14 protein-coding genes and 1 riboswitch are annotated in these 13,699 nt (G+C 71.4%); of the genes, 5 read left to right on the top strand and 9 right to left on the bottom strand.

The features are described 5' to 3' along the window. The 3 genes from KRH_RS01930 to dnaK all read right to left on the bottom strand — a co-directional run bounded on the left by KRH_RS01930 (position 1) and on the right by dnaK (position 3,614). Positions 1-1,032 carry a DnaJ C-terminal domain-containing protein gene (locus KRH_RS01930; protein WP_012397474.1) on the bottom strand — a complete coding sequence of 344 codons (1,032 nt, stop codon included), beginning with the start codon at positions 1,030-1,032 and terminating at the stop codon, positions 1-3. 84 nt (positions 1,033-1,116) lie between these two features. Beyond that, a complete protein-coding gene (locus tag KRH_RS01925) occupies positions 1,117-1,746 on the bottom strand; it encodes a nucleotide exchange factor GrpE (RefSeq protein WP_041297274.1) in 630 nt (209 codons plus the stop codon). Next, positions 1,743-3,614: a molecular chaperone DnaK gene (gene dnaK, locus KRH_RS01920; protein ID WP_012397472.1), complete on the bottom strand. Its 1,872-nt coding sequence runs from the start codon at positions 3,612-3,614 to the stop codon at positions 1,743-1,745. Before dnaK ends, KRH_RS01925 begins: the two co-directional genes overlap by 4 nt. A gap of 326 nt (positions 3,615-3,940) precedes the next feature. Between dnaK and KRH_RS01915 the strand changes: the two genes are divergently transcribed. Continuing rightward, complete coding sequence (locus tag KRH_RS01915) at positions 3,941-5,932, top strand: BCCT family transporter (RefSeq protein WP_012397471.1); 1,992 nt, start codon at positions 3,941-3,943, stop codon at positions 5,930-5,932. 90 nt (positions 5,933-6,022) lie between these two features. Here KRH_RS01915 and KRH_RS11670 read toward each other — a convergent pair whose 3' ends face one another. Then, positions 6,023-6,400, bottom strand: coding sequence for a hypothetical protein (locus KRH_RS11670; RefSeq protein ID WP_012397470.1), 378 nt, complete (start codon positions 6,398-6,400; stop codon positions 6,023-6,025). A gap of 56 nt (positions 6,401-6,456) precedes the next feature. Beyond that, positions 6,457-6,705: a hypothetical protein gene (locus KRH_RS11665; protein WP_012397469.1), complete on the bottom strand. Its 249-nt coding sequence runs from the start codon at positions 6,703-6,705 to the stop codon at positions 6,457-6,459. 174 nt (positions 6,706-6,879) lie between these two features. Between KRH_RS11665 and KRH_RS01905 the strand changes: the two genes are divergently transcribed. From KRH_RS01905 to KRH_RS01890, 4 genes are read left to right on the top strand one after another with little or no spacing between them, the layout of a single operon-like run. Next, positions 6,880-7,740, top strand: coding sequence for a TetR/AcrR family transcriptional regulator (locus KRH_RS01905; protein WP_012397468.1), 861 nt, complete (start codon positions 6,880-6,882; stop codon positions 7,738-7,740). Between the two features lie 40 nt (positions 7,741-7,780). Continuing rightward, positions 7,781-8,272, top strand: a complete 492-nt coding sequence (locus KRH_RS01900) for a low molecular weight protein-tyrosine-phosphatase (protein ID WP_041297492.1) — start codon at positions 7,781-7,783, stop codon at positions 8,270-8,272. Then, positions 8,269-8,895, top strand: coding sequence for a uridine kinase family protein (locus KRH_RS01895; protein WP_012397466.1), 627 nt, complete (start codon positions 8,269-8,271; stop codon positions 8,893-8,895). Before KRH_RS01900 ends, KRH_RS01895 begins: the two co-directional genes overlap by 4 nt. After that, a complete protein-coding gene (locus tag KRH_RS01890; RefSeq protein ID WP_012397465.1) occupies positions 8,892-9,830 on the top strand; it encodes an aminotransferase class IV in 939 nt (312 codons plus the stop codon). The genes KRH_RS01895 and KRH_RS01890 overlap by 4 nt, the downstream gene beginning before the upstream one ends. Positions 9,831-10,068: 238 nt before the next feature. Here the strand turns inward: KRH_RS01890 and KRH_RS01885 are convergent, their stop codons facing one another. The 4 genes from KRH_RS01885 to KRH_RS01870 all read right to left on the bottom strand — a co-directional run bounded on the left by KRH_RS01885 (position 10,069) and on the right by KRH_RS01870 (position 13,618). Next, positions 10,069-10,872, bottom strand: coding sequence for an energy-coupling factor transporter transmembrane component T family protein (locus KRH_RS01885; protein ID WP_012397464.1), 804 nt, complete (start codon positions 10,870-10,872; stop codon positions 10,069-10,071). Continuing rightward, positions 10,869-12,467 (bottom strand): ABC transporter ATP-binding protein, encoded by a 1,599-nt coding sequence (locus tag KRH_RS01880; RefSeq protein ID WP_012397463.1) that lies wholly within the window; start codon positions 12,465-12,467, stop codon positions 10,869-10,871. The genes KRH_RS01885 and KRH_RS01880 overlap by 4 nt, the downstream gene beginning before the upstream one ends. Beyond that, positions 12,464-13,087, bottom strand: coding sequence for an ECF transporter S component (locus tag KRH_RS01875; RefSeq protein ID WP_012397462.1), 624 nt, complete (start codon positions 13,085-13,087; stop codon positions 12,464-12,466). Before KRH_RS01875 ends, KRH_RS01880 begins: the two co-directional genes overlap by 4 nt. A 58-nt stretch (positions 13,088-13,145) precedes the next feature. Then, positions 13,146-13,252: riboswitch (TPP riboswitch) on the bottom strand. Positions 13,253-13,345: 93 nt separating this feature from the next. Next, positions 13,346-13,618, bottom strand: a complete 273-nt coding sequence (locus KRH_RS01870; protein ID WP_041297273.1) for a DUF4235 domain-containing protein — start codon at positions 13,616-13,618, stop codon at positions 13,346-13,348. Positions 13,619-13,699 lie beyond the last annotated feature (81 nt).

Genomic DNA, 13,699 nt, shown 5'->3' with positions numbered 1-13,699 from the left:
TCAGACCGCGGCCTCCTCGGTCAAGGACGCACGGGGATCAAAGTCCCCCGTGGCCTCGGCGAACGTGCGCAGGGCCTCCTTGGCGGCGTCGTCGAGGTCGGCGGGCAGCTGGATCTGCACGGTGACGATCATGTTGCCCGTGCTGGATCCCGTGGTGAAGCCCTTGCCCCTGACGCGCATCCGGCGCCCGGACGATGTCCCCGCGGGAACCTTCACGCTCACGTGGCCCCCGTCCAGGGTGGGCACCTGCACGGTGGCCCCCAGACCGGCCTCACTCACGGTCACCGGGACCGTGACGTGGACGTCCTGGCCCTCCCGGGTGAAGAACGGGTGCTCCTTGACCTTGACGGTCACGAACAGGTCCCCGTTGCCGCCCGGGCCGGTGTGGCCCTTGCCGGCGATCTTGAGCCGTTGGCCGTCCTTCACGCCCTTGGGCACGCGCACCGTGGTGGTCTGCCCGTTGCCCCGGCGCAGCTTCACGGTGGTGCCGTGGTACGCGGAGCGCAGCGGAATGGTGGTGGTCGTGTGAATGTCCTCGCCCTTGGTGGGCGGGGCCTGATAGCCGCCGAACCCACCCTGGCCGCCGAAGCCGCCACCAGTGCTGAAACGGGTGTCCCCGCCCTGGGCACCGCCGAACTGCGCGAACAGGTCCTCGAACCCGCCGCCGCCGCTGGACGTGGTGTAGCGCCTGCGGCCGCCGCCACCGCCGTTGAACAGGTCCCCGAAGATGTCCTCGAAGCCCGCGCCGCCGGTGCCGCCCGCTCCCGCGGGCCCGCCGGCCGTGAAGCGCGCACCCGAGCCCATGGCCCGGATGGCGTCGTACTGCTCACGCTCCTCCGGGTCGGAGAGCACGGAGTTCGCCTCGGTGATGTCCTTGAACTTCTTCTCCGCAGCCGCGTCCCCCGGATTCTGGTCCGGGTGGTACTTGCGGGCCAGTTTGCGGTACGCCTTCTTGACGTCTTCCGGGGATGCGTCCTTGGAGACGCCCAGGACGCTGTAGAAATCCTTGTCGATCCAGTCCTGACTGGCCATGACGCCTCCTTCCTGTGAAATCTTCCTCAGTAGGACTCGGGGCGGGTCCCGTCATGTGGACCCGCCCCGAGGTGTTGGTGTGCGCTACGGCTGCGCCGCCACGGCCACCTGGGCCGCCCGGACCACCCGGTTGCCCACCTTGAAGCCCGAACGCAGCACCATGGACACGTGGTCCGGCTCCACCTCGTCGGTGGGCTGCTGCATCACGGCTTCGTGGACGTTGGGGTCGAAGCTCTCCCCCACCTCACCGATGCGGGTGAGTCCCTTCTTGCCCAGGGCGTCCTCGAGCTTGGTGGCGATCGCCGCGAACGGGCCGTCCGTGAGGTCGCCCGCCTTGCGGGCGGCGTCGACGTCGTCCAGCACCGGCAGCAGCGCGGAGATCAGCTCACCCGAGACGAAGTCCCGCAGCTGGTCCTTCTCCCGCGCCGTGCGGTTCTTGAAGTTCACGAACTCCGCCTGCAGCCGCCGCAGGTCCTCGAGCCGCTCGTCGGCCAGCTTCTGGGCCTCGGAGCCGCCCGCCGGGGCGGCGTCGCCGGACGACGACGCCGCGTCCGCGGACCCGGCCTCCTGGGACTGGGGGGTGCCGAGGATGTCGTCCACGGTGAGCCCCTCCTGTCCCTCGGTGCCGTCCTGACCGGTGCGAGCGGGCTGTTCCGGATCCTCCGGCACGGACTGGCCGTGGCCCTGGGTGTTCTCGGAATCGCTCATGCTCACTTCTTCCCGTCGTTGTCGTCGTCCACGACCTCGGCGTCGACGATGTCGTCGTCCTCCTTGGCCTGGGCGCCCTCGGCACCGGCGGCACCGGCCCCAGCACCCGCGGCCCCCTCGGCCTGGGACTGGGCGTACAGGGCCTCGCCGATCTTGGTCTGCGAGGACTGCAGCTTCTCGAACGCGGTCTTCACGGCATCGTCGTCATCGCCCTCGAGCGCGGCCTTGACGGCGTCCACGTCCGCCTGGACCTCGGACTTGACGTCCTCGGGGATGGCGCCCTCGTCGTCCTTGATCAGCTTCTCCACCGAGTACGCGGTCTGCTCCGCGTTGTTGCGGCGGTCCGCGGCCTCACGGCGCTGCTTGTCGGCGTCCGCATTGGCCTCGGCGTCCTTGACCATGCGGTCGATGTCCTCCTTGGACAGCGAGGTGCCGCCCGTGATGGTCATCGACTGCTCCTTGCCGGTGCCCTTGTCCTTGGCGGACACGTGCACGATGCCGTTGGCGTCGATGTCGAAGGTGACCTCGATCTGCGGCATGCCGCGCGGGGCCGGCGCGATGCCGGTCAGCTCGAACGTGCCCAGGTTCTTGTTGTCCCGGGTGAACTCGCGCTCACCCTGGAAGACCTGGATGGACACGGAGGGCTGGTTGTCCTCGGCGGTGGTGAAGGTCTCGGAGCGCTTGGTGGGAATGGCCGTGTTGCGCTCGATGAGCTTGGTCATCACGCCGCCCTTGGTCTCGATGCCCAGCGACAGCGGGGTCACGTCGATCAGCAGCACGTCCTTGCGGTCGCCCTTGAGCACACCGGCCTGGATCGCGGCGCCGATGGCCACGACCTCGTCCGGGTTCACGCCCTTGTTGGGGGCCTTACCCGCGAGCTCGGTGACCTTCTCGACCACGGCGGGCATACGGGTGGAACCACCCACGAGCACCACGTGGTCGATGTCGGAGACGTTGATCCCGGCCTCGGAGATGACGTCCTTGAACGGCTTCTCGGTGCGGGCCAGCAGGTCCTTGGTGAGGTCCTCGAACTTGGCACGGGAGAGCTTCTCGTCCAGGTGCACGGGGCCCTCGGGGGTCACGGACAGGTACTGCAGGGAGATGGTCGTGGACGTCGCGGAGGACAGTTCCTTCTTGGCCTGCTCGGCTGCCTCCTTCAAGCGCTGCAGGGCGATCTTGTCCTTGGACAGGTCCGCACCGGTCTTGGACTTCACCTGCTCCAGCAGCCAGTCCACGATGCGCTGGTCCCAGTCGTCGCCACCGAGGCGGTTGTCACCGGCGGTGGCGCGGACCTGGATGGTGGAGAAGTCGTCCTCGTCCTTGCCGACCTCCAGCAGGGAGACGTCGAACGTGCCGCCGCCGAGGTCGAAGACCAGGATGAGCTCGTCCTCCTTGCCCTTCTCCAGGCCGTAGGCCAGGGCCGCGGCGGTGGGCTCGTTGACGATGCGCAGCACGTTCATGCCGGCGATCTCACCGGCCTCCTTGGTGGCCTGGCGCTCGGCGTCGTTGAAGTACGCGGGGACGGTGATCACGGCGTCCGTGACCGTGTCGCCCAGGTAGGACTCGGCATCCGCCTTGAGCTTCATGAGCGTGCGGGCGGAGATTTCCTGCGGGGTGTACTTCTTGCCGTCGATCTCAGTGGTCCAGTCGGTGCCCATGTGGCGCTTCACGGAGGCTACGGTGCGGTCCACGTTCGTCACGGCCTGGCGCTTAGCCACGTCACCCACGAGGGTCTCGCCGTCCTTGGAGAACGCGACGACGGACGGGGTGGTGCGGTTGCCCTCGGCGTTCGCGATGACGACGGGCTCGCCGCCCTCGAGAACCGCCACCACGGAGTTGGTGGTGCCGAGGTCGATTCCTACTGCACGGGACATTGTCGATCCTTTCGTTGATGCGGTGCGGCCCGTCGGTGACGCCGGTGCGTCCGCGGTGCCGCCAATACTTGAGCTTTCGTGACTCAAGTTTACACATTGAGCACCCCGTGTCAACCTAAGTTGAGTGCCACCCACTCAACTTACTGGCCGCCCGATCTGGCAGGATGCGCGGCGAGTTAGGCCGCCTACCCGTTGCGCGTTACAATCGTGAGTTTGCACGCCCGGGGCGAAACATGGTGTCGCCCTGGTACCACCCACCACGTCCATGGGAGACGCACACCCTTCAGGCCACACATCACTGCCCCGCCACAGTCAGGAGAACTGTCTTGAGCACGCCACCGCCCTCCTCGCCACGAGACCCGCAGGAGACCCCCGCCGTCGAGCACGGCTCCACCTCCGGATCCAGCGCCCGCAGCCGCCCGCGGCAGATCATCGACGAGCTGACCTACCCCCACGGCATCCACCCCGCGCTGGTCCCCGGCGTGGGTGTCGAGGACCGCAAGGTCCGCTTCAACACGGACAAGACGGTGTTCACCGTGACCGCGCTGCTGATCGTGGGGTTCATCGCCTGGGGCGTGCTGGGCACGGAGAGCCTGTCCTCCGTCTCCTCCACCGCCCTGGCCTGGGTCACCGCGAACACCGGGTGGTTCTTCATCCTGCTGTCCACCGCGGCCGTGTTCTTCATGCTCTTCATCGGCTTCACGCGCACCGGGCGCATCAAGCTCGGCCGTGACGACGAGAAGCCCGAGTACTCCTTCTTCTCCTGGCTCGCGATGCTCTTCGCGGCCGGCATGGGCATCGGGCTCATGTTCTACGGGGCGTTCGAGCCCATGAGCTACTTCGAGGGCGGGATCCCCGGCTTCTCGCACATGGCCGAGGCCGGCAGCGACTCCATGGCGGTCTACGCCCTCGTGCAGTCCGCGTTCCACTGGGCCCTGAACCCGTGGGCCGTGTACGCGGTGGTGGGCGTGTCCGTGGCCTACGGCGCCTACCGGCGCGGTCGCGCACCGCTGATCTCCCGCGTGTTCACCGCCCTGCTCGGGCACAAGCGCGTGGACGGTCCGCTGGGCAAGCTGATCGACGTGTTCGCGATCTTCGCGACCCTCTTCGGCACCGCGGCCTCCCTGGGCATGGGCGCCCTGCAGATCGGCTCCGGCATCTCGATCGTGAGCGGCCTGGGCGAGCTGGGCAACAACGTGCTCATCCTGCTGATCGCCGTGCTCTCCGTGGGCTTCATCATCTCAGCGGTCTCGGGCGTCTCCCGCGGCATCCGCTACCTCTCGAACATCAACCTGACGCTGGCGTTCGTGCTCGCACTGTTCGTGTTCTTCGTGGGCCCCACGGTCTTCCTGCTGACCCTGATTCCCTCCACGTTCTCCACGTACGTGTCCCAGTACCTGTTCATGACCGGCCAGTCCGCCGCCTGGGGCCCGGAGAGCGCCAAGTTCTCCAACACCTGGACCGTGTACTACTGGGCCTGGTGGCTGTCCTGGTCCCCCTTCGTGGGCATGTTCATCGCCAAGATCTCCCGCGGGCGCACCATCCGCCAGTTCGTGACCGTGGTGCTGGTGGTCCCGGCCTCCGTGTGCGTGCTGTGGTTCATCGTCTTCGGCGGCTCCGCCATGTGGTTCTCCAAGAACGGTGCGAACCTCTCGGTCGAGGACGGCGCCGAGTCCATGCTGTTCAGCCTGTTCGACCAGCTGCCCCTGACCGGGGTCACCTCCGTGCTCGCGATGGTGGTGATCGGCATCTTCTTCATCACGAGCGCCGACTCCGCCTCCGTGGTCATGGGCACCATGACCCAGCGCGGGCGTCCGGACCCGAGCAAGTGGATCGTGGTCTTCTGGGGCGTGTGCCTGTCCGGCATTGCGATCGTGATGCTGCTCGTGGGCGGCGACGACGCCCTGGCCGGGATGCAGAACCTGGTGATCGTCTCCGCGCTGCCGTTCGCCGTGATCATGGCGTTCATGATGGTGGCGCTCTACCGGGACCTGCGCAACGACCCCGCCACCCTGCGCACGCGCTTCGCGCTGTCTGCGGTGGAGAAGGCCGTGTCCACGGGTCTGGCCGAGCACGGCGACAACTTCGCCTTGCAGGTGGAGCACGCCGAGGGCTACCGCGCCGCCGGCGACTCGTTCGACTCCCACGACCCGGCGATCACCGAGTGGTACCGCCAGACGGACGAGAACGGGGACGAGACGGACTTCCAGTACAAGTCCCGCTGGGTCTCCTCCGCGGTGGACGACATCGTGGAGCAGACCCCCGAGGGCGAGGCGCCCTGGGACCAGACCACTCCCCACAACGCCAACCAGAAGTAGCCAGGGGGGGGCGGCACCCACCTGAGCCGCACCACGCAACGGGGTGCACGTCCGCGGACGTGCACCCCGTTGTCCGTTCGACCGGTCGCGTCAGTGCTCCGCGGTGTCCCGCGAGTCCGTGAGGGTGCGGATGCCCACCCCGGCGAGCACCAGCACGAGCACCGCCAGCAGGGAGAACGAGATCTGCTGCGAGTGGATGAACCCCGCGACGGTGGCGGGGTCCCACGTTCCGGTGGGCAGCGCGGTGCCCACCACGGAGGCCATCACGGTGCCCACGATGGCGAGCCCCACCGCGTTGCCCACCTCCTGGGCGGTGTCGTTCATGGCCGACCCCATGGAGGTGTGGCTCTCGGGCAGCGCCCCCATCAGCGCCACGGCCCCGGTGGTCATCACGGTGCGCATGGCCACGGTCATCATGAGCATCCCGAGGGCGCACCACACGAAGCCGGGGCCACCGCGCAGACCCACACCGCGAGGCTCGCGAGCAGCAGCACGACGGCGCCCAGCGAGGTCCTCCGGTGCCCCTACCCGGCCACGGCCCGGTCCACGAAGGGTCCCGCGCCCATCATGCCCACCACGAACGGCAGGTTGGCGAGGCCGGCCTGCAGCGGGGTCCAGCCCCACGCGAACTGGTGGAGCTGGGTGGACACGAACATCACCCCGGCCATTGCCGTCATCACCGAGGTCTGCAGGATCGCGGAGCCGCGCACCGTGCGGATGCCCAGCAGGGAGAGGTCCAGCATCGGGTCCGCCGCGGTGCGCTCGCGCCACACGAACCCGGCGCGCGGGCTCTGGGGCGAGGACCCGGCGCGGTGCCGGGCGCGGTGTCGGTGAGCTGTGTCGTGGGAGGCCCTTATTTAGTGTCAGACACTATTCGATTAGTCGAACTGTGTTCGAAAATAGAACGTTGTTTGATACTGCGCAACACCCTGCGTACCGTGAGCTCCATGACAGCCGCGCGTGAACCCTCCCCGGACCGGACGTCCCCCGCCCAGAACGCCGCGCAGTCGGGCCCCGAACGGCGGGCGGGCGGGCCCGGACGGGGCCGGCGGGGCGGCACGCAGGCGGGCGGGCGGCGTCGCGCGTCCCTGTCCGTGGACGCGATCGTGGAGACCGCGATCGCCATGCTGGACCGGGAGGGGGCCGCGCGGCTGACCCTGCGGGGGCTGGCCGGCACGCTCGACAGCGGCGTGGCCAGCCTGTACTGGTACGCGTCCGGCAAGGACGAGCTCATGGCCATGGTCGCGGACGAGGTGCTGGGCCGCGCGCTCGCCGAGTTCGAGGCGCTGCGGGTGGCGGGGCGGAGCACGCCCGAGCAGTTCGCGCAGCTGCCGGCCCCGGAACCGGACCGCCGCACGAGCGCCCGCACCCGGGAGGCCCTCGTGGACCTGCGCCGGCTGTCCCTGTGCCTGTTCGCGCAGATGCTGGAGCACCTCTGGCTCGCGGAGCAGCTGATGCACGCGGGCCCGGACGAGGAGAACGCCCTGCGCACGTGGGAGTGCACCGGGCAGATCCTGCAGCGCATGGAGCTGAGCACCTCCCAGCAGTTCCACGCGTCCATGGCGGTGACCAACTACGCCACCGGGATGGGTGCGGAGATCTCCCAGCGCAACGAGCAGGACGCCGAGCAGATGTTCCGCGAGCAGCTCGAGCGCTGGGAGCACGCGAGCACGCAGGACTTCCCGTTCGTGCACTCGGTGCTCGGGGAGTTCCGCCGCCACGACGGCCGCGCCGAGTACGCGGCCGGGCTGGACCTGCTGCTGTCGGGCATCGAGCGCCAGACGTGGAGCGCCGACGCACCGCGCTGAGCCCCCTCGCGGCGGCCGGATTTTTCGTACAGTGGTGGCCATGATCGAAATCGTCACGGTGTGCACGGGCAACATCTGCCGTTCCCCCATGGCCGAGGCGCTGCTGCGCCGCGAGCTCGAACGGGCGGGCCTGGGCGAGCGTGCCGCCGTGGGCTCCGCCGGTGTGAGCGACGAGGAGCACGGCAACCCCGTGGACCCGCGCGCCCGGGAGGTCCTTGAGCGCAACGGTCTGCAGCTGCCAGCGCACAGCGCCCACCGCGTCACCGACCGCGAGCTCGCGGACGCGGACCTGCTGCTGGCCATGACCGGGGAGCACGCGCGGCGGCTGCGGGAGCGGCTGCCCCACGGCGCCCGGGACACCGTGCGTCTGCTGCGCAGCTTCGACCCGCAGGCCGTGGCCTCCCACGAGGACCTCGACATCGCCGACCCGTGGTACGGCGGCTCGGAGGACTTCGACACCGCATGGGAGCAGATCGAGGCGGCGACCCCCGGGGCCGTGGAGTGGGTCCGCGAGCGGGTGTCCGAGCGGTGATCGGCCCCGGCGAGGCGTTCCACGACCACGAGCTGGAGCGGTACCCGGACGGCGTCAACCTCGCCCGGACCCTGCCCCCGGTCACCCGCAAGCCGTTCCTCGTGGGGATCGACGGACGCTCCGGGGCGGGCAAGACCACCCTCACCGACCAGCTCGCCGCAGTGCTGCGCCGCTCGCACGACGTGGTGGTGTTCCGCCTGGAGGACATCTACCCGGGGTGGGGCGGCCTGCTGGCGGGCATGAATGCCTACCGCACCGAGATCCTGGAGCCGCTGCGCCGCGGCGAGGACGCCCACTGGACGGCGTGGGACTGGCTGACCAGTGAACCGGGCACCCCGCGGCTCACGCGCACCGCGGAGATCGTGCTGCTCGAGGGCGTGGGTGCGAGCCACCGCGAGGCCCGCGGACTGCTGGACACCGCCGTGTGGGTCGAGCTGCCCACCGCACAGCGCAGGCAGCGCGCGTTGGAGCGGGACGGCGCCGCGTACGAGGGCCACTGGGAGCAGTGGGCCGCGCAGGAGGAGGAGTACCTCGCGGAGGACCATGTGTGGGAGGCCGCGGACGTCATCCACCCCGGCCCGTCCTCGGAGAACCCCGCGGCGGAGGACCGGGGCCCGGCATGAGCTCCCGGGGTGCCGGCACGGCGGCCGTGATCATTTCCCCCGTCACGGGAAAGCCGCGGCTCGTGGACCCGCACCACCCCCACGTGGGCCTCGAGGACCAGGCGCTCACCCGCGGGGACGGTGTCTTCGAGACGCTGCACGTGCTGGACGGGGACGCCTACAAGTTCGACGCCCACCACGCCCGCCTGAGTGCGTCCGCGCGCAGCTGCGACCTGCCCGCTCCCACGGCGGCCACGTGCCGCGCGGCCCTGGCCATGGCGCTCGACGCCGCCGGGCCCGGTTCCCAGGACCCCGCCCTGGGGCTCGGCGCGGAGCACTCCGTGAAGCTCAGCATCTCGCGCGGCGCCCCGGGGGACGCCCCGTGGGCGTGGCTCACCGCGGCCCCCGTGCCGGACTCGACGTTCGCCGCGCGCCGGGACGGGGTGTCCGTGGTGCTGCTGGACCGCGGCCACGACCCCGCGGAGGATTCCGGGCTGCCCTGGCTGCTGCCGGGGGTCAAGACACTCTCCTACGCCGTGAACGTGGCCGCCCTGCGCCACGCGCGCGCCCACGGCGCCCAGGACGCCGTGTTCACGGCGTCCTCCGACCGCCGGATCCTGGAGGGCGCCACCTCCTCGGTGGTCTGCGCCCGCCTCGCACCCGGTGCCCCGCCCACGCTCGTGACCCCCGAGCCCTCCCGCGGGGTCCTGCCGGGGACCTCCCAGGCCAGAATCTTCGACGTGGCACGCGCCCACGGGTGGGGCGTGGACCACGGCCCCCTGCACCCCGGGGACCTGCTGCGCGCCGACGCCGTGTGGCTGACCTCCTCGGTGCGGCTCGCGGTGCCCGTGACGGCCGTGGACGGCCACCCCGTGTCCACGGACCCGCAGCTCACGCGCACGCTCACCGGCTTCCTGGTGGGGCGCGACATCGGGCACGGCACCGGGGGCCGCTGAGGAGGGAGCTCCGCCCGCGCCCCGCGCGCGCCGACGGACCCGCCCACGTCCCGGGGACACACGGCTCGGGTGTCCCGTACCGGCCCGCGCTCCGTCCCGTTCGCGCCCCCGACGTTGCTCCCACCCCCGACGCCGCTCGCACCCCCGACGCCGCGGGGGCCGCCGGTGCCTCACCCGCGCGCGGCTCCGCTCCGGCTCCCGGTGCAGGCGCCCGGACCGGACGACGACGCCCGCGCCGTCACTGCCAGATGAACCGGTGGGTGCCCAGCGCCAGGGACAACGCTGGCCCGCCGAGGGCGGTGAGCAGCACCGCGGCCCCCACGACCACGTCCACCCGGCTGTAGTGCAGGCTCCTGGCCCACGTGCGCGGCCCCGCCCCGAAGCCCCGGGCCTCCATGGTCATCGCGAGTCGGGTGGCGCGGCGCAGGGACTGCACGAGCAGCGTGAACGCCTGGCCGCCGAACTCCCGCAGCATCCCCCACGGGCCGCGCCTGCCCCCGGCACCGCGTGCGCGGCGCGCAGCGGCGAGCACGCTCCACTCGGTGATCATGACCTCCACGAGGCGCATCGCGGCCAGGGCGGCCAGCACGAACCGGGCGGGCAGCCGGAGGGTCTGCGCGAGTCCGTCCGCGAGGTCCGTGGGGTCCGTGGTCAGCAGCACGGTGATCCCGGGCAGCGCGATCGCGAGCCCGCGCAGGGCGATCGCCCCGCCAGCGGCCAGCGAGCCGGTGGTCACGGTGACCCAGCCCAGCTGCACCAGCACGGTCCCGCCCTCCGGGGAGAGCATCGCGGTGCCCCAGCCACTGACGAGCGCGGCCACCACCACGGGCCACAGGGTGGCGAGCAGCCGCACGGGGCCGAGACCCACCCCGGCGAGCAGCACGAGCTGGCCCGCGAGCACGGCTGCGTTGGTCACGGGGTCCGCGCTCACCACGACCACCACGGTGATCAGCAGCGCGCCGAGCAGCTTGACCACGGGGTTCGCGCGGGCCAGCAGCCCGCTGCGGGCTCCGAACACGGAGGGTGCTGCGGTGGTGCTCATGGGCCGAGTCTCACTTCCTGGGCGTCGAGGGCGGCCAGGAGGTCGCGGTCGTGGGTCACGGTGACCACGGCGGTGCCGCGGTCCAGCTCCGCCACGAGCAGGTCCACGAGCTCCCGCCAGGTCTGGGCGTTTTGCCCGAACGTTGGTTCGTCCAGGACCACCACGCGCGGCGCGGCCGCGAGCACCGTGGCCACGGACAGCCGGCGCTTCTGGCCCCCGGACAGGGTGAACGGGTTGGCGTCCGCGAGGTTCTCGAGGCGAAGGCGGGCCAGCAGCTCCGACACGCGGGCGGCATCGTCCTCCGGGAGCTCGTCGTCCCCGTGGCCAGCGCGCAGCCGCAGCTGACGCGGGCCGAACTCGAGCTCCTCGCGCACGGTGGGGCGCAGGAACTGGTGCTCGGGGTGCTGGAAGACGGTGCCCACGCGCGGGACCAGCTCGGCGCCGTCCCACAGGCACGGATCGGACGGGGCGTCCCCGGCGAGCAGCGGCGCCGCGCGCACCGTGCCGCGCACCGGCACGAGCAGCCCGGCGAGCGTGAGCGCCAGAGTGGACTTGCCCGCGCCGTTGACCCCGGTGACCGCGAGCGCCCGCCCGGCCCGCACCTCCAGGCTGATCCCCTCGGCCGCCACGGGCGGGTCCCAGCCCGCCGGGCGCCGGGTGGGCGCGTCCCCGCCCCGCCGCCACGCCCTGCGCGCACGACGCCGCTCGCGCGCCACCGTGCGCCCGGGGGGCTGGACCCGGGAGACCGCGAGGTCCCGCGCGCTGAGCAGCAACTGCCCGGCGTCGGGTCCGCGGGCGGTCTCGGGGGCCGGGGTCCGTGTGCTCGGGACCCAGCCGGGAACCCACGTGCCCTGCTCCTGGAGCAGGTGCCGGGCCTCGTGCAGTGTCTCCCGGGTGGGTCCGTCGAAGGCCACGCCGCCGTGCTCGTCCAGCACGAGCACCCGGTCCACCACGGACTCCCACAGGGCCACGCGGTGCTCCACGACCACCAGGGTGATGCCCTCCTCCGCCACGGCACGGGACACGGCCCGGCAGAGGTCCTCGGCACCCTCCTGGTCCACGCTGGCCGTGGGCTCGTCCAGCAGCAGCAGCCGGGGCCGCATGGCCAGCACGCCCGCGAGCGCGAGGCGCTGCTTCTGGCCCCCGGACAGGGCCGTGGTGGAGTGCTCGAGGGGCAGCGGCAGCCCCACGCGGGTCAGTGCCTCCGTGACGCGGGGCCAGATCTGCTCCCGGGGCACCGCGAGGTTCTCCAGTCCGAATGCGACGTCGTCCCCGACCCGCGAGAGCACCACCTGGGTCTCGGGGTCCTGGTGCATGAAGCCCACGGTGCCGCGGACGTCCCGGGGGTCCGCGCCGTCCACGGTGAGACCCCCGGAGCGGGACTGCCCGTCCGGGTCCTGCTCGACACCCGCGAGCGCCTGCAGCAGCGTGGACTTCCCCGCACCGGAGGGACCGAGCAGGAGCACGCGCTCCCCCGGGGTGATGGTGGCGGTGACGTCCCGCAGGCTCGGGTCCTGACGGCCGGGGTAGTGCCAGTCGAAGCCCTCGAGCCGGACCTCGGCGCCCCTGCGGGCGGCGGGCCCCTCCCCCGTCATCGACGCCGCGTGGCGCCGGAGGCCAGGGCCCCGAGCACACCCGTGGCCTGCAGTGCGCGCACCACGAGCCACATGAGCGCACCGGCGATCACGGCGCCGGAGAGCGTGGTGAGTGCGGCGTAGACGACCCTCTGGTCCAGCGCCCACTCGTAGTTGTACATGATGTCCTCGCTGACGCCGAGGAACAGCCCGGAGAGCGCACCCGCCGCCGTGGCGGTGGCCAGGCCGAAGCGGCGGTACCCGGTCAGCAGGAACACGAGCTCCACGCCCAGGCCCTGCACGAGCCCGGAGACCACCACGGTCCACCCGAAGTGGGTGCCCAGGAACCCCTCGAGGACGGCCGCGAGCAGCTCGCAGAACAGCGCGGCGCCCGGCTTGCGGATGATCAGGGCGCCCAGGGTTCCTGCCACGAGCCAGCCGCCGGCGAGGAGTCCGGCCGAGGGCGGGTAGGCCACCGAGGCCGTGGACACCACCGGGTACAGCAGGTTGGACCACATCCAGAAGATCACCGCGCACGCCGCCGCGAGCACCGCGGCCACCACGATGTCCACCACCCGCCACGAACGGGCACGCGCTGTGCCGTGTCCGGCCCGGGGCGAGGTGCTGCGCGTCTGTGTCATGAGAAGTCCTCCTGAAGGTTCCAGGAGGGGAAGAGCACCGGGCGCCGTTGCGCACGGGCTCCTGAGATGCTCGACTCCCTAGCGCCGGTATGAACCGGATCAGGTTCGAGGGTCTGCGCTCGCGCGCACTCTCAGCGCCGCGGTGGCGCTCCCCTGTCGTTGAGGCTCCAGCTTAGACCACGACGGCGGGCGGGCGGGGCATCCTGGATGCCTCGCCCGCCCGCCGTCGCAGGGGCGCCGCGGTGCCCGACGCCGGGCTCAGACCTCGGTCTGCGAGCTCTTGCCGGACTCGGAGTCCTCGGACTGCATCTTGGCCACCTGGCGGGAGATCCCCACCTTGATGACGGTGCCCACCAGGCCCGTGAGCAGGGACCACAGGATGATGTCCCGCCAGGCCTCGTCCTCGTCCGGGTTCTTGGCGGGGGGCTCGTTGCCCGTGACCTTCTTCCAGACCACCGTCAGGGCCTTGTTGGACAGGGCCACGCCGCCCAGGGAAGCGGCCGTGCCGAGCAGGTCCATCGCCTTGTTCATGGAGTTCTCCTTGGTTCTCGTGAGTGCCGCCGGCGCAGGGTGGCCGACGGCGCGGTGTTCCTCCCCCAGCATACGAACCTC

The sequence above is a fragment of the Kocuria rhizophila DC2201 genome (genome assembly GCF_000010285.1).
Classification (GTDB): domain Bacteria; phylum Actinomycetota; class Actinomycetes; order Actinomycetales; family Micrococcaceae; genus Kocuria; species Kocuria rhizophila_A.
The sequence above is the reverse complement of the archived record's forward strand: the minus strand, read 5'-3'. Positions and strand labels throughout refer to the sequence as shown.